The 21,499-nt window shown below is 67.4% G+C and carries 18 protein-coding genes; 12 read left to right on the forward strand and 6 right to left on the reverse strand.

Annotation, left to right across the window (positions count from 1 at the left end; genetic code table 11):
- Positions 1-57: 57 nt before the first annotated feature.
- The 4 genes from GXY15_10395 (at position 58) to GXY15_10410 (ending at position 3,187) form a co-directional block, all read left to right on the forward strand.
- Positions 58-456 carry a hypothetical protein gene (locus GXY15_10395; GenBank protein ID NLV41621.1) on the forward strand — a complete coding sequence of 133 codons (399 nt, stop codon included), beginning with the start codon at positions 58-60 and terminating at the stop codon, positions 454-456.
- A gap of 417 nt (positions 457-873) precedes the next feature.
- Complete coding sequence (locus tag GXY15_10400; GenBank protein NLV41622.1) at positions 874-2,034, forward strand: anhydro-N-acetylmuramic acid kinase; 1,161 nt, start codon at positions 874-876, stop codon at positions 2,032-2,034.
- Positions 2,035-2,058: 24 nt separating this feature from the next.
- Complete coding sequence (locus GXY15_10405) at positions 2,059-2,319, forward strand: Trm112 family protein (GenBank protein NLV41623.1); 261 nt, start codon at positions 2,059-2,061, stop codon at positions 2,317-2,319.
- Between the two features lie 70 nt (positions 2,320-2,389).
- On the forward strand, positions 2,390-3,187 hold the full coding sequence (locus tag GXY15_10410) for a 4-hydroxy-tetrahydrodipicolinate reductase (protein NLV41624.1): 798 nt from the start codon (positions 2,390-2,392) through the stop codon (positions 3,185-3,187).
- Positions 3,188-3,194: 7 nt separating this feature from the next.
- On the opposite strand, the gene GXY15_10415 is transcribed toward GXY15_10410, so the two are convergent.
- The 3 genes from GXY15_10415 to GXY15_10425 are packed head-to-tail and all read right to left on the reverse strand — an operon-like array spanning position 3,195 to position 5,737.
- A complete protein-coding gene (locus GXY15_10415) occupies positions 3,195-4,358 on the reverse strand; it encodes a hypothetical protein (GenBank protein ID NLV41625.1) in 1,164 nt (387 codons plus the stop codon).
- Between the two features lie 7 nt (positions 4,359-4,365).
- A complete protein-coding gene (locus GXY15_10420; protein ID NLV41626.1) occupies positions 4,366-5,058 on the reverse strand; it encodes a zinc metallopeptidase in 693 nt (230 codons plus the stop codon).
- Position 5,059: 1 nt separating this feature from the next.
- Positions 5,060-5,737, reverse strand: a complete 678-nt coding sequence (locus tag GXY15_10425; GenBank protein ID NLV41627.1) for a polymer-forming cytoskeletal protein — start codon at positions 5,735-5,737, stop codon at positions 5,060-5,062.
- A gap of 214 nt (positions 5,738-5,951) precedes the next feature.
- On the opposite strand from GXY15_10425, the gene GXY15_10430 reads away from it, so the two are divergent.
- From GXY15_10430 to GXY15_10455, 6 genes are all read left to right on the forward strand, one after another.
- Positions 5,952-6,569 carry a thioredoxin family protein gene (locus tag GXY15_10430; protein NLV41628.1) on the forward strand — a complete coding sequence of 206 codons (618 nt, stop codon included), beginning with the start codon at positions 5,952-5,954 and terminating at the stop codon, positions 6,567-6,569.
- A gap of 125 nt (positions 6,570-6,694) precedes the next feature.
- Complete coding sequence (locus tag GXY15_10435) at positions 6,695-7,144, forward strand: TlpA family protein disulfide reductase (GenBank protein ID NLV41629.1); 450 nt, start codon at positions 6,695-6,697, stop codon at positions 7,142-7,144.
- A gap of 161 nt (positions 7,145-7,305) precedes the next feature.
- The gene (locus GXY15_10440) at positions 7,306-7,500 is read left to right on the forward strand and encodes a hypothetical protein (protein NLV41630.1); all 195 of its coding nucleotides are present in this window, start codon (positions 7,306-7,308) and stop codon (positions 7,498-7,500) included.
- Between the two features lie 166 nt (positions 7,501-7,666).
- Entirely contained in the window at positions 7,667-8,308 is a 642-nt protein-coding gene (locus GXY15_10445) for a leucine-rich repeat domain-containing protein (GenBank protein ID NLV41631.1), read from the forward strand.
- 105 nt (positions 8,309-8,413) lie between these two features.
- Positions 8,414-12,193: a hypothetical protein gene (locus GXY15_10450; protein NLV41632.1), complete on the forward strand. Its 3,780-nt coding sequence runs from the start codon at positions 8,414-8,416 to the stop codon at positions 12,191-12,193.
- Positions 12,194-12,239: 46 nt separating this feature from the next.
- Positions 12,240-16,751: a hypothetical protein gene (locus GXY15_10455; protein NLV41633.1), complete on the forward strand. Its 4,512-nt coding sequence runs from the start codon at positions 12,240-12,242 to the stop codon at positions 16,749-16,751.
- A 76-nt stretch (positions 16,752-16,827) separates the two neighbouring features.
- On the opposite strand, the gene GXY15_10460 is transcribed toward GXY15_10455, so the two are convergent.
- The 3 genes from GXY15_10460 to GXY15_10470 are packed head-to-tail and all read right to left on the reverse strand — an operon-like array spanning position 16,828 to position 20,110.
- Complete coding sequence (locus GXY15_10460; protein ID NLV41634.1) at positions 16,828-18,168, reverse strand: P-loop NTPase; 1,341 nt, start codon at positions 18,166-18,168, stop codon at positions 16,828-16,830.
- 34 nt (positions 18,169-18,202) lie between these two features.
- Positions 18,203-18,568, reverse strand: a complete 366-nt coding sequence (locus GXY15_10465; GenBank protein ID NLV41635.1) for a hypothetical protein — start codon at positions 18,566-18,568, stop codon at positions 18,203-18,205.
- A 24-nt stretch (positions 18,569-18,592) separates the two neighbouring features.
- On the reverse strand, positions 18,593-20,110 hold the full coding sequence (locus GXY15_10470) for a glycine hydroxymethyltransferase (GenBank protein NLV41636.1): 1,518 nt from the start codon (positions 20,108-20,110) through the stop codon (positions 18,593-18,595).
- A gap of 345 nt (positions 20,111-20,455) precedes the next feature.
- Between GXY15_10470 and GXY15_10475 the strand changes: the two genes are divergently transcribed.
- Together GXY15_10475 and GXY15_10480 are read left to right on the forward strand one after the other, a co-directional pair.
- Entirely contained in the window at positions 20,456-20,908 is a 453-nt protein-coding gene (locus GXY15_10475; GenBank protein ID NLV41637.1) for a hypothetical protein, read from the forward strand.
- A 4-nt stretch (positions 20,909-20,912) separates the two neighbouring features.
- Entirely contained in the window at positions 20,913-21,497 is a 585-nt protein-coding gene (locus GXY15_10480; protein ID NLV41638.1) for a prepilin-type N-terminal cleavage/methylation domain-containing protein, read from the forward strand.
- The last annotated feature ends 2 nt before the right edge of the window (positions 21,498-21,499 follow it).

Consider the following 21,499-nt stretch of genomic DNA (forward strand, 5'->3'; position numbering starts at 1 on the left):
AAGCCGGGCTGGTGGCATCACGCCCCCATCCACCGGTTTGAACCGGGGGGTGTTTACATGATCACGGCCGGCACGCTGCACAAGCGGCCGCTGTTCACCGGGGACACCCGGCTTTCCCTTCTTGAGGACACGCTCCTTGGGGTGTTCCGCGAACACGGTTGGCAACCCCAGGCCTGGGCTGTTTTTCCAAACCACTATCACTGCGTGGCTCTGGCTCCTGCCGGAGATGGAGGGCTGCCCCTGCGCGATGCTGTGAGGTGTGTGCATTCCCTGTCCGCACGGGAGCTGAACCGGCTGGACAGCGCGCCCGGACGCAGGGTCTGGTTTCAGTACTGGGACACGCGGCTGACCTATGAGAAGAGCTACTATGCGAGAATCAATTACACGCAGAACAACCCGGTGAAGCACGGGCTTGTGGCGTGCGCGGAACAGTACGCCCACTGTTCCGCAGCGTGATTCTCCCAGAATGCCGACGACGTGTTCCGGCGCAAAGTGGCGACGTTTGGTTATGGGCGGGTGAGCGTGGCAGACGATTTTGACTGAGGGGCATGTCGTGAGGGCCGCGCGGGCAAGCCCGCGCGAAGAAAGGCGGCGGCAAGCCACCGCACTCCAAGGCGCTGCGGCGGTTTTCTCCTGTTTTGCGGTCCTTTCCGCTCCCGGTAGGCCTTGTTTCGGGTGTTTCATGGCCTCGAAGCTTGATTTTCTTAAAGAAAAATGTTTACAAATGTGCGGAATTGGGTATAATGAAAAAAAAGAAACGCGTCGTATGCGCCGGGTGAGAGGATTGTCCCGTCGTGCCGGGTTGCCGCAGGCGGGGGTTTGGGCGCCATGGGGCAGGAGGAGACGCGGAGCGAAGCGAGAAAGGTGCAGGCCATGAATTTGGAAGAGATCCGCAACAAGCGGGCGCGGTTCGGCATCGGCCTGATGTCGGGCACGTCCTGCGACGGGGTGAGCGCGGCGCTGGTGCGCATCAAGGGCACGGGCCCCGGGCTGGCGATCAAGATGCTGGCGCACCAGACTTTTGCCTACGAGCCGGAACTGCGGACGCGGCTGCTGGGGGAGCACCTTTCGGCGAAGGAAATCTGCCTGCTCAATTTTGAGCTGGGCGAGCGGATGGCGGAGGCGACGGGCACGATGATGGACATCGCCGCGGACGAGCAGGTGCAGGTGGACTTTGTCGCGATTCACGGCCACACTGCGGCCCACTATCCGCCGGGATCCTCCGGGGACCATTACGGCACGCTGCAGATCGGGGAGCCCGCCGTGATCGCCCACCGGTGCGGCCTGCCCGTGGTGTCCGACTTCCGCGTGCGCGACATGGCGGCGGGGGGGCAGGGGGCGCCGCTGGTGCCGTACGCCGACTGGCTGCTTTTCCGGCGCGAGGACCGGACGATGGTCTGCCTGAACATTGGCGGCATCTCGAACCTGACGGTGGTGACGCCGGAGTTCAACGACATCATCGCGTTCGACACGGGCCCGGGCAACATGATCATTGACGGGGCGGTGCGCCTGCTCTCGCGCGGCACGCGCATGTACGACGAGAACGGCGAGGCGGCGCAGCGGGGGAAGGTGGTGGACGAGTTTCTGGAGTACCTGCTGAGCGACGCCTATTTCACCAAGGACCCGCCCAAGAGCACGGGGCGCGAGCGCTTCGGCGTGGACGTGTACCTGCGCGACGCGCTGGCCAACCGGCGCGACCACTCCTATGAGGACCTGGTGGCGACGGTGACCGAGGCGGTGGTGCAGAGCATTGCGGACGCCGTCAAGCGCTTTGTCGCCCCGAAGCACGAGGTCTCGCACATGATCGTGGGGGGCGGCGGCGCCATGAACAACGCGATCATGCTCGGCCTGCGCCGGGCGATGCCGGACATCAAGATTTTCGTGAGCGACCGCATCGGCATCTCCTATGACGCCCGCGAGCCCATCGCCTTTGCTATACTTGGGAACGAGACGCTTTGCGGAACCCCCGCGAACGTCCCCCAGGCCACCGGGGCCAAGGAGCGGGTCTTGCTGGGAAAGATCACGCCGGTCTGAGCCCCGGGGAGACAAGGAAGACCGATGATCAGCCCCGAGTTGCTTGAGATTCTGGTGTGCCCCGAGAACCAAACCCCCGTGTCCCTTGCGGACGCGGCGCTGGTCCGGAAGGTGAACAGCGCCATCGCCGCCGGGAAGATGGCCAACCGCGCCGGGGAGATCGTCAGCGAGCCGGTGGACGGCGGGCTGGTCCGTGAGGACCGCGCCTGGCTCTATCCCGTGCGCGAGGACATTCCCGTGATGCTGGTGGACGAGGCGCTTCCGCTGGAGGGGCTGCTCCCCTGACCCGGCGCCGCCGTCCGGCGGGCCGCGCGGTTTCCTTTCACGCAACCAACCCCTTTTTGGAGAGACAAGCATGCGCATTTGCATGGCCGGCGCCTGCGGCCGCATGGGCCGCCGGATTCTCGAGTTCGCCGTCGAGGCGGGCGACATGGAGATCGCGGGGGCCTTTGACCTTCCGCAGAACAGCGGGACCGAACTCACGGTGGGCCTCGAGTGCGGCCGTCCGCAGAAGGTGGTGGTCGGCGCCGACAGCGCCGCCGAGATCGCCCGGGCGCAGGTGGTGATTGACTTCACCCTGGCGTCCGCGTGCGTCGGCAATGTCCGCCTCGCCGCGGCGGCGGGTGTGGCCGCGGTCGTGGGCACCACGGGCCTCGACGCCGCGCAGCAGGCCGAACTGCGCGCGCTGTCCGCCGACATTCCCGTGGTCTACGCGCCGAACATGAGCGTCGGCGTGAATCTGCTGTTCAAGGTGGCCGGCGAGGTTGCCCGCATTTTGGGTCCGTCCTACGACGTGGAGATTGTCGAGGTCCACCACAACCAGAAGAAGGACAGTCCCAGCGGGACGGCGGTCCGCCTGGCCGAGCGGGTCGCCGAGGCCCTCGGACTGGACTATGAGACGGCTGCGGTCCACGGACGCGGGGGGCTTGTCGGCGCGCGCCCGTCGGGCCAGATCGGCATGCACGCCGTGCGCGGCGGCGACGTCGTCGGCGAGCACACGGTCTCCTTCATCAGCCGGGGGGAGCGGGTCGAGCTGACGCACAAGGCGCACAGCCGGGACAATTTCGCGCGCGGGGCGCTGGTGGCGGCGCGGTTCGCCGCGGCGGCGGCCCCCGGCCTCTATGACATGCAGGACGTGCTCGGCCTCGAGTGACCCGCCGTCACCCGCCGTCAGAGGCGGGGCCGATGGTGATTTCGCGCCCCACGGCGCGGCGCACCTCCAGGGCCGCGCCGCCGGCGGGGGGGTGGTGCACGTAGTCTGCCAGGGCCGCCATGGTGCCGCCGTATTCCAGGGCGATCCTGCCCAGCGACGGGGCGTCCAGCAGCGTTTCCGCCCCGGTGACCCCCGGCGCGGCGCCCAGGAGCGCCGCCACGGCAGCGGTGAGCCCGGCGACATTGTCCGTCTCCACCGTGACGATCACCCGGTCGCGGTTCTGCCGCGCCAGCATGGCGAGGGTCACCGAAACCGCCGTGTCCCCCACAAGCCGGGCGGCGGCGTCACTGAGCACCTGGCTCCCCGCCGCTTCGGGGTCCAGCCCCTGGACAACGCCCTCGGCGGTGAAAACATCGCACATCTTTCCGTCGGTGCCGGAGAAGACGCGCAGCAGCACCGTGCCGCGGTGCCGGTACACGTTGGACCCGTCGGTGGTGGGCTCGCGGGTGACGGAGGCCTCCCCCAGCAGCAGGACGTCGTGCAGGTTCTCGCGGGCGAAGCGCGCGCCGGTCTCGAGTCCCCCGGCGACCACCGCCGCCAGCTCTTCCGGGGTGCGGCGGGGCTGCAGCGCCTCCACGCCCTTCACGGTGAAGTTGAACTTCTCCAGACCCTCGCGCAGGGCCGCCGCCGCGGGGCCCCCCTCCGTGACGGGGGGGGTGCCGGGCTCGGGTGTTTCCGCGAGCAGCACCAGCACGGTCGGGCGGCGGGGCAGCCGGGGCAGCATGACCGCCGCGATGTCCTGGCGCAGGGGCTTTTCCGCGAGGTGCGCGTCAATTTCCACGTGGGTCTGCCCGTCCGGCGTGGTGTCGCAGCGCAGGAGGTCGTGCCGGGGCACATAGGCGGACGCCTGCCGCAGCATCATGCGGAAGGGCGCCAGGTCCTCCGTGTTGGCCATGGTTTTCACGGCCTCCGTGAGGGCCTGCTGCTGCGCGTCCTCCACGGCGAGCCGGCGGGCGGCGGTGCCCGTGCCCCGGGCCGACCCGGTCATGCGCACGGTGAAGGAGTCCTCCTCCGCCGCGGGGCAGGGGAGGGCGGCCGCCACCGCGAGGAAAAGCGCGACCCGGACCGCGCCGCGCGCGGGTCCGGGCCAAAGCCTTTCGCTGGGGGCCATCGCGGGGTCAGTCCCGCCCGCGGGCGATGATCAGGATGCGCAGCAGGTTGAGCACGGCGGCGGCGGCGGCGGCGACATAGGTCATCGCCGCGGCGCCGAGCACTTTCCTCACCCCGAGCATCTCGTCGTCCGTGAGGTACCCCCCGGCGGCCAGGGCTTTCACCGCGCGGCGGCTCGCGTCAAACTCCACGGGGAGGGTGACGATGGTGAAGGCCACCGCGGCGCTGAAGAGGTAGATGCCCAGCTGCAGGAGGAACCCGAAGCCGCTGTCGCTGAAGATGAGCCCCGCGAAGATCAGGGGGAACGCCAGGGTGGACCCGATGCTGGACACGGGGTACATGAAATGGCGCAGCTTCATGGGCGCATAGCCCTGGGCGTCCTGGATGGCGTGGCCCACCTCGTGCGCGGCGATGCCGAGCGCGGCAATGGAGGCGCCCGCGCCCACGCCCTGCGAGAGGTTGACCCGCTTGGCCGCGGGGTCGTAGTGGTCGGTCATTTCCCCGGGCACCATGCCCAGGGAGACATTGCGCACGCCGGCGTTCTCCAGGATGACGGCGGCCACATCGGCGCCGGTCATCCCCGAGCGCGTGGCGATCTGCGAGTACTTTCCGTAGGCGTGCCTCACCCGCGCCTGCGCCCACAGGGCGAAGATCATCGCGGGGATCATCAGCAAGTCCGCCGGATGGAACATGTGGAACATCTCAGACTCCTTGTTTGTCCGCCGTCCCGGCCGCAGCCTCTTTGGGCGTGCCCAGCATGCTGCACTGGCCGTTCAGCGCCGCGCCTTCTTCCATCACCAGAACGCCCGCCCGCACATCGCCGTTGACAACGCACCCGGTCCCCAGCCGCAGCCTTCCGGCCACGGACACGCCGCCGGTGACGCATCCAAGGATGTCCACGCTGCCGCCTGCGTATATGTCCGCGTTGATCCGGCCCGTCGCGCCGACGGCGAGGTTCCCGGAGCATTTCACCGGGCCTTCCACCGTGCCGTCCACATGGCCCGACCCCGCGGACACGGCGCCTGTCAACGAGGCGGACTTGAACAGCGTCAGCTCCCCTTTCAGGGTGATGTCGCCTTCGACGCGCCCCGCGATCTCCGCGTCGCCCGCCGTTTCCAGCGATCCGCTGACCACCGCGCCCACCGGGATAACCATCCGGGCGTGTGCGGCATTCCGGCCCCGGCGGGCGCCCGGGTCCGAAGGACGCGGATGCGCCTCCTGCGGGGTCTGCCGGAGCGGCGCGGTGTTCCGCGCCCCGCCCCGGCCCTCCTGGACCGCGCGGTCAAACCAGCCCGCAATCCTTCCAAAGACGCCCGGCTTCCTGTCGGGTCCGCCGTTGCCGTTTCCCGGCGCCTGGGGGGTCTGCTCTTCGCTGGACATGGATTCAGCCCTCAATGGGTGCGCGCCGCTTCGTCCGGGCCGCCGCATGGGGCACCCCCCATGCGGGCCGTTGCGGCTTGTCTGCCCGCAAGTGTAGCCATTTCGGCGCGGTGTTATCAAAAGCCCCGGCGCGCCCGGGCGGAATGGAACGTTCTCCGGCCGGTGTTGAATAAAACATGTGCTGAAGAGGACGCAACAAAGAAGGAGCGGAAACATGCGAAGAAAATACAGGGTGGTTGTCCCGCTGGTGGTGTGCGCGCTTGCCGGCGGAGCGGTTGTGCTGGGAGCCCTGCACGGCGGGGTGGTGCTGGCCGCCGTGGAGATTGGCCAGGCGGTGCCCGGTTTTGAGCTGCCCGATGTGAACGGCAAAACGCGGAAACTGGCTGATTTCGAGGGGAAAATCGTGGTACTGGAGTTCTGTTCGATAGAGTGCCCGTTCTCGCGCGGAGCGGATCCGCACCTTTCCGCCCTGGCGCAGCGCTACGCGCCCCAGGGGGTGGTGGTGATAGGCATTGACTCCCACAAGAGCACCACCCCGGAGCAGATACGGAAGTATGCGCGGGAGAAGGGGAAGACGTATCCCATTCTCAAGGACGCGGGAAACGCCTACGCGGACGTGCTCGGCGCCAAGGTGACCCCTGAGGTGTTTGTCCTGGGCAAGGACGGCAAACTGGCGTATCACGGTGCCTTTGACGACCGGAAGGCCCCTGAAGAGAAGGGGGAAACCCCGTATGTGGAGAATGCCGTCAAGGCACTGCTTGAGGGCAGGCCTGTGGAGCCCGCCACCGTCAAGGCGTGGGGCTGCGGCATCAAGCGGGTGGAGAAACCCTGACGGTGTCTGAAAAACGGTCCAACGGTGCGGGGCGCGGAATGCCTGCCGGTATTCCGCGCCTCCCCCTGTCTCTGGCGGCCTGCGTTCTGCTGTCCGCCTGCGGCGTGCAGAATACCCCTCCCGCCATGCAGTCTCCCCCGGCTGCGATGGAGAAGGCCGTTGTCTCCCCCATTTCCGGCGATGGCATCGTCCGGTGGCTGAAGGAAACCCGGGGAAAGGCGGCTGTGGTGAACCTTTGGGCCACCTGGTGCCCCCCCTGCGTGGCCGAGATGCCGGAGCTCAACGACTTTCACAAAACGGCGGACCCCGCCCGGGTGGCCCTGCTGGCGGTCTCCGTGGACGACTCCTCCCGGTTGGCTTCCACCGTGGTTCCTTTTGTGGAAAAGCACGGAATCGTCTTTCCGGTCCGTGTGCTGGAGGACACCTCCCCGGACGCGTTGGGAGCCGCGCTGGGCATTGACTTCTCGGGGGCTGTGCCGGTCACGCTGCTGTATTCCGCAACGGGAGAGCTGGTGAAGATGTGGGACGGTGAGGTGACGGCGCGGGAACTGCGGGAGGCGCTGGGAGGCGCGTAACGGCGGTTTTTGTCGCTATTTGACCGTCGTCTCCCGCTGAGGAAGGGCGGTTTCCGAAATTAACCCTTGACATGGCGCACCGTTTGAAGTAATCTATTTACAAATCCGCCGTTTGTGCGGTTTTCAAGTGAACGTTCAAAGGAACTTTGGAGGGTCTTCTCGTGAGACATGTGACGGCTGTTACCCGGCGAAGGAACGTGGCCAAGGCGACGGCGCTTGAGGACACCATTTGCGCGGTGAGCGCGGTTATCAGCGCGCTGCTCGGTTTCTTCGGCGGGAGTTCGCCCCTGCTGCTGTTCGTTGAGGACAAGTGCGCCATTCCGACGCCGGGCACCGGGTCGGACACGGCCAGCTAGGGGTACGAAAACAGGCAGGGATGCCGTTTTTCGCGGCTTGAAAGCGGGACCGTCCCGTTTCTGCTGGTGAAACTTGGAAAAAGAGTGTACTATCTAGTCTGCGAGGCCGGAGGCGGTCCCCGGGATGGGCTGCCGCGCCGGGTGGACAGAAACTCAAGGTGAGCGTATGGAAATGTCAACGGCGAGTCGTAAGGTTCTGACCGCGTGCGTGGCGCTCTTTGTGCTGGCGGCTGTGACCGGGTGTGATGTGATCAGCCCCGTCTACATGCCCGACAAGGCGCTGTCCAAGGTGGTGCGCGCCGCAGTGGGCAAGCCGCTGGGGGTGGTGACGCGCGCGGACATGGCCAAGCTCAAGGAACTCCAGGCTGCCGGGATGGGCGTTGTTGACCTGCAGGGGCTCCAATACTGCGAGTCGCTGTCCGTGCTCAATCTGAGCGGCAACGCCGTGGTGAGTCTGGCCCCTCTGGCGGGCCTGCGGAATCTTGCCCGGGTGAACCTCAGCGACAACCAGCTGGGCAGCGTTGAGGCGCTGTCCGGGTGGTTCTATCTCGAGGAGCTTCAACTCTACGGCGAGCAGAACCTGATCTGGGACTGGCGTCCGCTGCTGGCGAACGTGCAGGCCGGCGGGCTGGGCGCGGGGAACATCCTCGTGCTGCCCACGGCGACCACGCTGGACTCGAACAGCAACCCCCTTCCCGGATTTGCCGAGGCGCAGAAAGCCCTGATTGAGCAGGATGTCAAGGTTACCTACGGCGCCCCGGGCGAGACGACGGATGGCACGACGGACGAAACGCAGACCGGGTCCTGACGGCATGCCGGGTGTTTCCTGGAGAGTCCCGAGGGCGGGTCGTTGCAAGCGGCGGATGCCGGCGGGCGGCGTCAACTTTTAAGGTGTAGCACAATGAGCATGGCCATGCCTCGGTGGTGCGCGGTTGTCTTTGTGGGGGCCGCGCTGCTGGCGCTCGGGGGGTGCGGGAACAATGTGGACCTCAAGGTGGAACCCGGGGCGCTCGCCTTTGGCACCGACCGGTCCGAGGTCTTCTTCACCCTGCTGAATGACGGCGTCTTTGCCGCGGAGTGGACGCTGGAGGAGGTGGTCCGGGAGAGCCAGGAGGCCGAATGGCAGCCGGCCGACGTGGCCTGGTTTGCGGCGGACAGCGCCGGGGGCAGGCTCAGGCGGGACGAGTCGGCGCGGGTTTCCCTGACCGCGAACCGGGCACTGGTCGGCGCCGGCACCTACAGCAACACCGGCGTGCGGATCACCTCGGGCAAGTTTGTCCAGGTGCTGCCCGTGTCCATCATCGTCGAGGCGTCCCTTCGGGTGTTGCCCGCGCGGATCGCCCTGACCCCCGGCAGCACGGGGGCGCGTTTCACGGTTTTCAACGTCGGCAACCAGCAGCTCTCGTGGTCTTTGATGTATTTGGGGTCCAGCACGGTTCCTGGGGATGCCGTGGCCCTGCCATCGGACATCGTGGCCACCCCGGCCGCGGGGGACATCAGCGCGGGCGATCTGGCCCAGGTCGAAATCGCCTGGACAACGGAACGCGCCGACTTTAACCTGCTGGTGGACTCCGCCGGCGGGCAGGCCGTGGTGCGCATCGTGTTCGGAGAGCCGCTGCCGGGGCTGGAAGTCACGCCGGAAGTGCTGACGCTGTACTATGACCCGTCCGGGGAGGGGGAGCAGCCCGCCTCCAAACTCACCATTGAAAACACCGGCACGGTCGCCCGCAGCTGGACCATTTCGGCGGCGGACCTGATGAACCCCGCCGCCGCGCCCGCCATCGCCGCCGCGCCCAACCAGGGGGCGACGCTTCCCGGGGAGACGCAGGAAGTCACGGTGCGGGTCACGGACCCCGAGCTGATCCTGTCCGGATCGGGCAACTACGAGCTCCAGATGCGTTCCGGCGAGGAGGGGTTCCTTGCCGTTCCGCTGGTGCTTGAGATCGTGTCCCTTCCCGACATCGCCGTTTCCGATCCGCCGAACCCGGAGTCGGGGCGGCCGGAAGTGACGTTCATGGACGTTTTGGACTTCGGCCGGGAACAGGTGGTGGGCGAGTTCTGGGTGGCCAACATCGGGCCGGTCGGGTCCGACCTTTTCTTCAAAGTCGTGTCCGACGATGACACGTCCGCCGCGCCGCTGATCACGAGCATCACGCCGCGGCAGGGGGACACCAACCAGCGCCCCGGGACGGATTTCTTCCGGGACAACACGTCCAACACGCTCATAGACGGCACCCCCGTTTATGTGACGGTGGACCGCTCCGTGATGACGGAGGACGTGGAGTACCGGAAGGTCACGGTGGAGGCGTGGAACCAGGACTACACCCAGCGGCTGGACTCGGTGGAGCCCTATGAGCTTTCCGTGCGTGTGGAACGCCCGCCACTTACCGTGGAGGGCGCCACCAACCGGAGCCGTCCGCCGTTCCTCAACCGCTTTGTGTTCCTGCTCCGCGACACGACGAGCCGGGTCATCCCCACCCGCACGCCGGAGGACCTCGCGCGGCTCAGCTTCGATGTCGCGGAGGATGGTGTCTACATTGACTGGAACGAGGCCACCAAGAGCATCACGGGGCCGGAGAGCCTGCGCACCAACATGGTCCTGATGCTGGACTACACCGGGAGCATGTATTACGCCGGAACGACCGACCCGGCCAACCCGCTCGCGCCCGGCGAGGCGATCGCGCAGGTCAAGACGGCGGCCCTTCGGTTCATTGACGACCTGCCCCCGGGCACCCGCCTGGCCATCATGTACCACAGCGACCGGCAGCAGCAGGACCGGTTCATCTTCCCGTTCAGCACGGACAAGACGGCTCTGAAGAACGCCCTGGCGGCGTTTCATCTCTCCCCGGCGCTGCACGGCACGTCCACCGTGTGGGACGCGGTGGAGGAGGCCGTGCTGCGGGTGGCCCTCGAGGATCCCGGCGATGTGCTGGCCTTCGACGATGCGGACGTGCGCGCCGTGGTTTTCCTTACCGACGGGCGCGACAATTCCTCGCTGTCCGACGCGTCCTCCGTGTCCACCCTGGCACAGGATCTGCGCGTGCGCCTGTATCCCGTCTCCTACGCCCCCAGTTCACCCGTGGAGACCACGGACATGATTGTTGCGGCCGGGGAGACCGGCGGGCACCACTATGGCGGCGGCAACGTGCGCGCCTTGAACGCGCTGCTTGGGAACCAGCGTTCCCTCACTCTGGACCCGGCGGAGAGCACCTCCGCAGACCAGGTGGCCTTCCTCGTGTCGAACACGGGCACCGCCAATCTTTCCTGGAGCGCCGCCCAGGCGGAAACGAAACCCTGGATCGTGTCGCTCACCCCCGAGGCGGGCATTGTCCCCCCCGGCGGGAGCACCCGTGTGACCGTGACGGTGAATCCGGCCCTCGCGGGCGCGCCGCCGCTGAACAGCGTTCGGGGCGCGCTGAACGTGGACTCCAACGACGGCGCCGCCACGGTCGAGGTGCTGATGACCCTGACCGAGGACAATTCGGCGCTGCGGGGCCTCACCGCCGCACTGATGGACGAGCCCGGAACCATACTGGGCGAGCTTCGGAACCAGGTTGTCCTCGCCTATGTCAGCCCGCGCCAAGCCCCCGGAACGTACACCATCCGGGTGAAGTATGAGCAGCCCAACGGCGAGTCTGTCACGGGCTTCTTCGAGAAGGACGGCGTCTTCACATCCGGCGATGTGCGCGCCGGGCAGCTCTCCCTGACCACGGCGGGCATTGTGGAGGACCTGGACGCGGCGGACCTGGCGTCCGCAGTCCGGGCGGAGGCCTATCTGCGCGCCGACTACGTGCCGCGCGGCGTCAGCCAGTTCCGATTCCGCTTCCTTCCGTCGTTCCCGGTGGATGCGCCGGCCGCCGCGCGTGCGGCCTTTGCCGCGACGGCGGTGCTGGACGCCGACCTCGCGCCCGGCGGGCTGCTCGCCTCGGGCAGCCAGACCTCGTCCTGGCGCCTGGTCCGGGAGCGCGACCAGATTTACACCCTGCTGACTGAGCAGGAGAACTGCCTGCCCTATGCGTCCTTCGGCAACCTGCTCCGCATCCGGATCACGGGCATAAAGGGGTATGTGGACGCCTGCGAGGCGGCCGGCGTTGAGCCGCGCATCCTCCTGGGCATGCGCGCGGAAAACCAGATTTACGTCCGTCCCGCCGGGCCGGGAAGGCCCAGCGAGAGCATCTACTTCCTGTATCCAACGGGTCCGCTGTCGCCCAGCCGGCCGCTGGAGATCGGGGGATACTCCGACACCGCCTCGCCCGCGCGCACCATGCTTGACCTGTTCTCCACGTATCTGGATCCCGAAGCGCCGAACGCCTGGGACATGGACGAGGACGGACTGCCCGACTTTCAGGATCCGGCGATTGACGACGACGGTTTGCCCGGCCCGCTGACGTTCCCGGCGCAGCTTGACTTGACGCTGGCTCCGGCGACGGTAAGCCTGATCAACGGGCGGCTGGACACGTTCTCCTGGACTGCGGAGCTCGTGCCGGAGGCCCCTGTGGCGGCGCTGCTGGAGGGCCGCTTCACCCTGGACTTCTCGGGGGCTGCGACGAGTGTGGCGCCCGGAGAGTCCACGTCGTTCACCGTGGATGTGGACCGGACAGGGCTGCCCAGCGGCCTTTATGAGGCCACGCTGCTGATCCAGACCGATGTCTTCCAGACGGAGCAGGTGAGGGTCGTTTTCCGCATCTCCTGACAATAGACCGCCCGGCGGCCCCGGCCGCGGGATAAGGACGCCGCATATGTTTAGAGCAACGCGTTGCATGATCATGGTGGGCTTGGCGGCCGCCGCCGCACTGGGCGCCGGCTGCACATGGCGCCCGGTTCTGAGCGTCACCCCCGTGACGGTGGCCCTGGGCAACGGAGTTAGCGACGGCACCTTCCGCGTGGCCAACACGGGCGGCGGCGCCCTGCGGGTCACGGTGTCCGAAGACCTTCCCTGGGTCGCGCTGCGCGCCCCCTCGGGCGAGACCGTCTCCCCCTACACGGCCACCGTGCGCCAGGACGTGCTGGTGCTTCAGGTGGTTCTTGTCGAAGACGGGATTCCCGAAGGTGAACTGGAGGTCCGCGGGGAAATCCGCATCAGTTCCAACGCCGGCGAGGAGACCGTGATTGTTTCCGCGCGCCGCGAGACGGAGGCGGTGCTCAATGTGACGCCCGAAACCCTCGATTTTGGCCTCAACGCCCTGGAGCAGACCGTCACGGTGACCAACCGGGGATCGGCGGCGTTGAACTGGACCCTGGGCATCCCCGCCAACCAGGTCTGGCTAGGCGCCACGCCGGTGGCGGGCACCCTGGCGTTCGGAGAGCGCGCGGAGGTCACTGTCCGGGTGAACCGGGGCAATCTGGCCGCCAGCGCGGAACCCTACAGCGCCCCCCTGCAATTCGTTTCGAACGGCGGCAACGCCCAGGTGACGGCCACCATGCAGGTGCCCACCTTCTCGGTGTCCCCGCCCGCGCTCGACTTTGGCGCCCTCAGCGAGAACACCACGCGCACGCAGGGGATTGTCGTGCAGAACCGCAGCGCGGGTCCGATTCCCCTGCAGATCAGCGCGGTCACCACCGACGGGGCCGGCTGGCTCGCCGTGGGGGACACGGCGCCCGTGCTGCCCGCCTCAACATCCCTCCAGGTGCCGGTGTCGGCGTCCAGCGCGGGCCTGCAGCCCGGAACCTACACCGGCACAATCCGGGTGGCCGCCCCCTCTCTTGACTTCTCGCTTGAGATTGCGGTCTCCGCCCTGGTGCAGGCTTTCCGGCTGGCCCCCGTCTCCGTGGATTTCGGCACCATCACCGAGCCCGCCACCCGGACGGTCACGGTGGAGAATCTGGGCCAGTCCCCGCTGGACTGGTCCGCCTCGATTCCCCCAGTGGCTGCCGGATGGCTTGCGGCAGACCCGGCCTCCGGGACGGTGCCCGGAGCGGGCACCGTCACCCTCACGCTGACCGCGACCCCCGGCGCCGTGGCTTCCGGCAGTTACACCGCGGCGGTGTCGGTGGATGTCGCGGGGGTGGTGACGCAGGTCGCCGCCGCAATGACGCGGCCCAAGCCCGCGGAACTGAAGGTTTCCCCCAGTGAGGTGGACTTCGGGGTGTCGGGCACCGAGGTCACCGTCGGGATATGGAACGAGGGCATAGGCACCATCACTTGGGGGATTGACACCACGGCCTTCCCCGCGTGGCTGAGCCTGGCGCCCGTGGACGGCGCCGGACAGGCGGGGGGCACGGTGTCTGGAGACCTGACCGACACGGTGACCCTCCGGGTGGACCGCACCCTGGCCCCCGAGGGGCAGGACATTTTCGAGCACGCCTTCCAGGTGACCGCGGCGGGCGACTCCACCACGGCGGTCCCCGTGGTCGTCCGCGCCTCGGCGCCGAAGCTTCCCGAGTTTGCCGTCGTGGGTGAGGGCGTGGATGTGAACAACATCCCGTTCCTGCTGTTCGACATTCAGGAGACGACGCAGACCTTTGTCATCCAGAACACGGGCTACGGGCGGCTTTCGTGGCGGGTGGACGAGAACCAGACCATTCCCAACTGGGTCACCTCCATCTCGCCGCTCCAGGGGGAAGTGGAGCCCGGGCGGCAGGCAACCATCACGGTCACCGTCAACCGGGAGGGCCTCCCGCGGACCGGCGCCGTGTACGCCCTGCAGCTCGCGTCGAACGACCCGGCGCGGCCCCTCGCGCTGCTTGAGCTTCAGGTGAGGGTCCCCTACACCATCACGATTGGCGTCAAGCCCGAGTCCATTGCGTTTGGCCGCTTTGCGAACACGGCCATCGTCGAGGTGTGCAACCAGGGCGATCCGGGCGAATACCTGAACTTCCAGATCGTCTCCAACCAGCCAGACTGGCTTTTCGTGGACCCGGGTTTTGGACGCAGTCTGGGGAGTCCCGCGGGCATTCCCAAGGACTGGCGCCCCATCAGCGTGGCCATTGACCGCTCCAAAATACCCGGCACCGGCGCCTCGGCCAAGCTCACCGTCTCGGCGACCGAAGTGCCCACGGACGCCATTCCCCCGGAGCCGGTGGAAATCACGGTTTCGGTGGACCTGGCCCCGCTGACGATACAGGGCGCGGTGCCCACGCTGCGTTGCCCGTCTCTGATCCGGGCCAATTTCCTGCTGCGCGACTCGGCCTACACCATTTTTCCGAAGCTTCTCGACGATCCAGCAGACGCGCTGTTCCACTACGACCTTGCCAATGTGGACGCGGTGGTCCTTGAGGACTCGCTTCCCCTGGACCTGGACGAGACAGAGGTCTACGTCCGCAAGAATGAGGGGCTCCGGTTCACGGTTCTCATCATGATGGACTTTTCGGGCAGCATGAAGGCCGCCGCAGAGAAGCTCGTGGAGGACGGAGACCTTCCCGGGGGCCTTGCCGATCCCCTGCTCGAGCTGTACCGGCGGACCATCGGCCCGCTTATCGCGGCGTTGCCGGGCCACTACCGGGTGGCCCTGGGCGTCTTCAGCGAGCGCGACCAGTCCCAGCCGCTGCGCCTGATCTACGGCGCGGACGCCGCCAACCCGGGGCTGGCCAACGAGCCGTTTGTCAAGAACAAGGATGTGCTGCAGTACCGGCTGGACACGATCACCGTGGTGGACAACGGGGCGACGGCGCTGCTGCCGGCGATCACTTCGGCGGCCTCCACCCTGTTCCTGCTCGACAGCGACGAGATTCTGGTGCCCTTTGACGCGTCCGAGGAATATGTTGCGGTCGCCGTGACGGACGGACGGCGCACGACGCCCCCCGGGGAGACGGGTCCCGTGGGCGATTTTCTTGAGGGCACCCGGGTGCGGCTCATGCCGATCGGCTGGGGCACGGACGTCCAGGCCAACCCGCTCATTGAACTGGCCTCGCAGTCCGGCGGCCATTACTACGCCGCAGAAAGCCGGATGACCGAAACGGGCGAGAAGCGGCCCACCCTTTCCGGACTGCTTAAGCGCTGCGGTGTCGAGGCCGGCTTCGAGACCCAGTCGCTTCCCCGTGACCTCCAGGCCCACTTCTCCTTCGGCTACGTGTCCCTGAACGAGGCGGCGTCGGTTCTTCTGGATGCGCGGATAACGTCCTACGACAAGAACCCCGAGGTCACGGGGGACTACTTTGTGGAGCAGGTGCCCACGGGCACCTACGCCAACGACGTCCGGCTTGGCCAGATCGGCATGAAGAGCGAGGGCATTTCCGGCGGCTCCGCCGTGGTGCGCCTCTATGCCGACTACATGCCGCGCAACCTCTCCCGCCTGTCCCTGCGCGTGTCCGCCGAGCAGCTGGACGGGACGCCGCTGCCGGCGCCGGCCTACGCCGTGGTGCCCAAGGAGGGCGGCGGCCTGGTGTCGGACTGGACGCTCCAGGTGGTAAACAACGACTACACATTTGAGGCGCCCGCGGGCCGGGCCTTCCGCTACGGAGACTACGGCGAGCTGATGGACATCACGGTGGACTCGGCGGTTCCCTTCAAGGTGCGGCTGGAGGTGCTGGACCCGCTCATCGGCGGGTCGCAGGACGGCAAGTATTTCACCAGTCCGGACACCATCACAGTCGGGGACACCTTCTTCCAGGCCACGTCTTTCCCGAGGCCCAGGCTCGGTTACGACCCCGCGCCCGTCTTCACCAAGCCGGACGTGGTGGACCTTGGGGCCGCGGGGCTTCAGGCCGACGTGGACGTCTTCAACATCGGCGGCTCGCACCCGCCCACGGACGTGGCCCTGCACTGGGTGATCCGTCAGGGCGCGCTTTCCTGGCCCGGCAGGCAGACCGGCAGCTTCACCATTGACCCGATAGACGCCGAACTGATTCCGCCGGTGACGTCCACGGAGATTCCGGGGCTGTGCGTCATTGCCCCCGACCGCGAGGCGGCGGAGCCGGGCCTCTACAGCGGCTCCTTCTACATGGACTTCACCTACGGCAGCCTGCCCTATTTCGGCACCCTCGGCCCCTTCTATGTGCTGTACGCGGTCGAGCCGCCGAAGATGGAGATCGAGAACGCCGACCTCGACTTCGGGGATGCGGCCACCGAGCTGCCCGCCAAGGTGACCAACACCGGCCAGGGCCTGCTGGAGTGGTCCATTGACACGGCGGACCTTCCTGAGTGGGTGTCCGTGACCAGCGCCGGTTCCGTGCTGGGGCCGGGCCAGGAGGCCCCCTTCAATGTGCGCGTGGACAGGAGTGTCGTGGGGCCGGGAACCTATGTGAAGAACATCCAGGTCCGGGGCAACACCGGACTGACGGACATGATCCATGTGCGGATGGTGAAGAACTGACGGGCCCGCGGGCCCTTCCGCGAAACACAAAGCGGGCGTCCAACACCGGTTGGGCGCCCGCTTCCGTTGTTTCCGGCTATTCCTTCCAGGCCCTTCCGCAGCCGCAGTCGCCCGCTGCGGCCGACCTGGCCACGTTCTTGAGATGCTCCCACGAGAAGATGCCCGAGCTGTGCCCGTCGCTCCAGGAGAGGGCCACGGCGTAGTTCCCGAGGTACTGGAGCTCCTCCGCGTGGATGTCCTCCGGCACAGAGGCGGGGTCCAGTTTCTGCTCCCGCGTGTACTCGTCCACGCAGACGGCGCACTGGCAGGAGGCCCGCAGCGCCCGGTTGGGAATCCGGTCCTCCGTGCCGTCGGGCCAGAGCACGGACACAAAGGCGAGGTCCGTGCGCACCTGCGGCTGCGGCCCCCGGCCCGCCCGGCGCATGCCGACGGCCCGGTGGAGGTTCGCGGCCAGCTGGGCGAAGGCGGGGATGTCCGCCCCGGCGTCGCGGGTGGCGGCGGTGTGCAGCCCCGGCAGGATGGGCAGGCGCGCCAGCGTGTCCAGGCCGAAGCGGTCCTTGAGCGCGCGGGTGCCGTCGCCGAAGGGGTGGTGTTCCCTGCCGCACCCGTCGCAGGTGAAGGAGGCCATGTTCTCCACGATCCCCAGCACCGGCACGTCCACCCGCTCAAACATGAGGATGCCCCGCGCGACGTCCACGAGGGACAGCGCCTGGGGCGTGGTCACGATGAGGGCGCCGTCCAGGGCCACCCGCTGTGTCAGGGTCAGCTGGATGTCACCGGTGCCCGGCGGCAGGTCAATGAGGAGGTAGTCGAGGGGGCCCCACTCCGTCTGGCCGAGCAGCTGCATGACATAGCCCGAGACCATGGGCCCGCGCATGACGGCGGGCCGGTCGCCCAGCATGTAGCCCAGGCTCATGGTCTTCAGCCCGTCCACCTCCACCGGAAGAAACTGCTCGCCGAAGGAGACCACCTCCGGGTGGTGCGTGTTCAGCAGCGTCGGCAGCGACGGCCCGTGGACATCCGCGTCCAGCAGGCCCACCGCCAGCCCTTCGCGCTGAAGGGCGCGCGCCAGCAGGGCGGCCACGGTGGATTTTCCCACCCCGCCCTTGCACGAGGACACGGCCACGATCGCGCCGATCTGGCCCAGGTCCAGGTCCGGCTGGGCCTTTGACCGGTGCTGCGCCGTCATGGCCACCTCCACCCGGTCCACCCCGGGCAGCGCGCCCACGGCGGCCTCGGCCTGCCGCTTGAAGGCGTCCTTCACCGGGCAGGAGGGGGTCGTCAGCTCGATGTCGAAGCTGACCGCGCCGCCCTCGATCTTTAGGTTTTTGACGAATCCGAGGGACACGATGTCCCGGTTCAGGTCGGGGTCCACGATGGCCCCGAGGGCCTCCAGGATCTGTGCTTCGGTGGCCATGGTCCGGGGTCTCCTTTGGCGGGCCGCCGCGCGCTCAGGCGAACGCGTCGCCCTCGAACAGCAGTCCGCAGTAGAGGCACTTCTTGTGCCTGGAATTGCTCACACGCCCGCAGTTGGGGCACTTGACGGGGTGGCTGGTCAGTCTGCCGTCCGCCATTCCGTCGCGCAGGTCAATCTCCTGCGCCAGCTTCTCCAGTTCCGCGTCGGACAGGCTCGCCCGCGCCCTCACGAGCTCCCACATGGCCTGGCACATGAGGGCCAGCCGCTCCACCTGGTCACGGAGCTCCCGGATCTCCGACGCCTGCACGGGCGACTGCCGCGCGTCGGTGGCCCGGGGGCCCGCCTGGGGCAGGTCGGCCGTCGGGCCGGCGTCAAAGGGGTCGAAGAAGATGTTCGCCATGGGACGGTCTCCTCGGGAGCCCGGCTACTCCACGCACCGGCGCAGCAGGTCCAGGTCCAGTTCCGGATACACCGGGAACCGGGCCAGCAGCGCGGCGACGCGGCCGCGGGCGGCCTGCCGGACCGCCGGGTCCAGCTCGTATTTCTTCTTGCTCGGCTTGCCCGCGTTGTCGCCTGTGGTCAGCACGGCCGGCTTGGCGGCGTTCAGCACCAGGGCGAGGATGTCCGCGATCTCCGCCATTTCCGGCGCGCCCATGCCCAGGGTGGTCACGGCGGGCGTGCCGATGCGCAGGCCGCTGGTGATCATGGGCCCGTTCGGGTCGAAGGGCAGGGAGTTGTAGTTCAGGGTGACGCCGCACTCGCGCAGGGCCGAGGCGGCCTGGGTGCCCGTGAGTCCCCGGCTTGCCGCCACGTTCACCAGCATGAGATGGTTGTCCGTGCCGCCGGTGGCCAGGGTGAACCCGCGCTCCGTGAGTTCCGCGGCCAGGGTGCGGGCGTTGGCGGTGATCCGCGCCGCGTAGTCCTTGAAGGCGGGCCGGTTGGCCTCCGTCAGGGCGACGGCCTTGGCCGCCATGATGTGGGGCAGCGGGCCTCCGAGGACCAGGGGGCATCCCTTGTCCACATACTCCGCGAACTCCCTGGTGCACAGCACGATGCCGCCGCGCGGCCCGCGCAGGGTCTTGTGCGTGGTCGAGGTCACGATGTGCGCGTGGGCCACGGGGTTGGCGTCCCCCTGGAAGACGCCCCCTCCCACGAGCCCCGCGAAGTGCGCCATGTCCACCATGAACACCGCGCCCACTTCGTCCGCAATCCCGCGCATCCGGCGGAAGTTGATCTCGCGCGGATAGGCGCTGTACCCCGCCAGCAGGATGAGCGGCTTGATTTCCCGCGCCATCCGCCCGATCTCGTCATAGTCCAGCAGCCCCGTCTCCCGGTTCACCGTGTAGGTGTGCGCGTCAAACATCTTCGCGGACAGGTTGCGCCGGTATCCGTGGGTCAGGTGGCCGCCGGAGTAGTAGTCCATGCCCAGCAGCCGCTGGTTGTTCAGCGCCTGCCGCACCTTTTCCCAGTCCTCCTGCGCCATGTGGGCCATGTTCGTCACGCCCATCTTCTGAAGCGCGGGAACCTCCACCCGCGCCGTCAGAATGGCCCAGTAGGCCACCATGTTCGCGTCCGCCCCGCTGTGCGGCTGGACATAGGCATGCTCCGCGCCGAACAGCTTGCAGGCCTGTTCGCAGGCGAGCGCCTCCACGGTGTCCACATTGTCGCAGCCCTCGTAGAACCGCTGGAAGGGGATGCCCTCCGAGTACTTGTCGGTCAGCAGGTTGCCCATGGCCAGCTGGGTGGCGAGAGATGAATAGTTCTCGCTGGCGATCAGTTTCAGATAAGACCGCTGGTCGGCCAGCTCCTGCACGATGGCGCGGGCCGCCTCCGGGGACACTTCGCGGATGACCGAAAGCTGGGCCAGCCAGGCGACAAAAGCGGCGGAGGTCTTTTCAGAAGGGGTGCGGGCCAGATGGTCCCGAAGCAGGGTGTCAAACACGGCAGGCTCCTCAGGAATTAGGGTTGCGCGGTCCCGCGATCCTCCGGGAACCTCGGCGTCCGAGTATCGTACCCCGCAGGTGGCGGAAAAGGCAAACGCGCGCGCAGGGGAGTGTCCCGGCCCCGGCGCGGCTTCGATTTTCCCGGCATCCCTTCCTGCGGACGGGCGGCCTGCGGGGAACCGATGACTTTTAAAGTGATTGGACCAGTTGAAAAAAAAGGTGTGTTTTGTTCGGTTTTTTGCTAATCATACTGAGGAAACCACGCAAACTGCGGTTGTGTGCTATTTTTTTCCGCTTGCTTTTTTCCCGGTTGTCTGGTACATTGTCCCTTGGAGGACTGAGCCATGGATGTGCGAGAAGAACGCAAGGCCAAGTCCGGCGGCACAAGTGACGGGGGTTTCACGCTTGTTGAGGTGATGTTCGCCGCAGGCACCCTCGCCTTGGCGCTCACCCTGCTGTTCGGATCCCTGATTTCCATCAACCTTATGGGGGAAGTCAATGAGGGGCGTGCCAAGGCCTCGAACCATCTGGCGAGTGTGATGGAGAGTCTTCGTTCGCGCTCCCTCAACGACGTTATCACGCAGGAAATCCCCCTTTACACAGAGGACCATGTGGAGATCGCCGTGGCGCTGGAGGCGGTGAACACGTCTGGCGAGCGGGTGAGTCTCCCCGTCACCGATGTGGTCCAGGCCATGGCGGCGCTTCCCGATCCCGTGGAGGTGGTGGCCACGGCCGTGTGGACAGACACGCGGGGCCGCATGTATACAAGCACGGCGTCCACGATGGTGGGGAGATGAGTTCATGGGCATGAACAACCGCGGCTTCACGCTTCTGGAGGTGATGACGGCCTCCGCCATTCTTTCGGTGCTCCTGCTGACGCTGTACGGCCTTTCAGAGGCGTTTGCCGGCACCGCGCAGGTGCAGCGGGCGAAAATTCAGGGAAACGAGGAGGCGCGCCGCGGGGTGCAGGTGGTGCTGCCCCTGGTGCGCATGGCCTCCCGCAGCACCGTGAACTGGAACCAGCTTCCCGGCCCCGTGCTCACGTTCCGCGCCGCGGAAGATGTGGACGGGAACGGCACGGCGGTCAATGTGGGCGCGCGGCTGGAGCTCGGCGCGGCCATCACCGTCGGTCCGGACCTGCAGGATGCAAACGAGGACGGGGTGACGGCCACGCAGCTGGTGATGGTCCAGGGCGACGTGGTCACCGTGCTGGCAAACCATTTGGTTGCGCCGCCCGGCGGGGCGCAGCCGACGGCGGACAACAGCGGTTTTTGGGTGACCCCGCGCGATGCGGGGGTTGAGTTGATGATCCGCGCCCAGGGCCGCACCGCCCGGGGGCGTGTCATGACAACCAGCATGTCGCAGTTTGCGGCGATGAGGAACTAGCC

It is taken from the genome of Candidatus Hydrogenedentota bacterium (assembly GCA_012730045.1).
In the GTDB taxonomy this organism is placed as follows: domain Bacteria; phylum Hydrogenedentota; class Hydrogenedentia; order Hydrogenedentales; family CAITNO01; genus JAAYBR01.

Coding starts and splice junctions, on each gene's coding strand:
- GXY15_10460 (NLV41634.1), bottom strand. CDS start 18,168: ATGGCCACCGAAGCACAGATCCTGGAGGCCCTCGGGGCCATCGTGGAC.
- GXY15_10480 (NLV41638.1), top strand. CDS start 20,913: ATGGGCATGAACAACCGCGGCTTCACGCTTCTGGAGGTGATGACGGCC.
- GXY15_10395 (NLV41621.1), top strand. CDS start 58: ATGATCACGGCCGGCACGCTGCACAAGCGGCCGCTGTTCACCGGGGAC.
- GXY15_10445 (NLV41631.1), top strand. CDS start 7,667: ATGGAAATGTCAACGGCGAGTCGTAAGGTTCTGACCGCGTGCGTGGCG.
- GXY15_10415 (NLV41625.1), bottom strand. CDS start 4,358: ATGGCCCCCAGCGAAAGGCTTTGGCCCGGACCCGCGCGCGGCGCGGTC.
- GXY15_10455 (NLV41633.1), top strand. CDS start 12,240: ATGTTTAGAGCAACGCGTTGCATGATCATGGTGGGCTTGGCGGCCGCC.
- GXY15_10410 (NLV41624.1), top strand. CDS start 2,390: ATGCGCATTTGCATGGCCGGCGCCTGCGGCCGCATGGGCCGCCGGATT.
- GXY15_10435 (NLV41629.1), top strand. CDS start 6,695: ATGCAGTCTCCCCCGGCTGCGATGGAGAAGGCCGTTGTCTCCCCCATT.
- GXY15_10475 (NLV41637.1), top strand. CDS start 20,456: ATGGATGTGCGAGAAGAACGCAAGGCCAAGTCCGGCGGCACAAGTGAC.
- GXY15_10420 (NLV41626.1), bottom strand. CDS start 5,058: ATGTTCCACATGTTCCATCCGGCGGACTTGCTGATGATCCCCGCGATG.
- GXY15_10430 (NLV41628.1), top strand. CDS start 5,952: ATGCGAAGAAAATACAGGGTGGTTGTCCCGCTGGTGGTGTGCGCGCTT.
- GXY15_10465 (NLV41635.1), bottom strand. CDS start 18,568: ATGGCGAACATCTTCTTCGACCCCTTTGACGCCGGCCCGACGGCCGAC.
- GXY15_10400 (NLV41622.1), top strand. CDS start 874: ATGAATTTGGAAGAGATCCGCAACAAGCGGGCGCGGTTCGGCATCGGC.
- GXY15_10425 (NLV41627.1), bottom strand. CDS start 5,737: ATGTCCAGCGAAGAGCAGACCCCCCAGGCGCCGGGAAACGGCAACGGC.
- GXY15_10450 (NLV41632.1), top strand. CDS start 8,414: ATGCCTCGGTGGTGCGCGGTTGTCTTTGTGGGGGCCGCGCTGCTGGCG.
- GXY15_10405 (NLV41623.1), top strand. CDS start 2,059: ATGATCAGCCCCGAGTTGCTTGAGATTCTGGTGTGCCCCGAGAACCAA.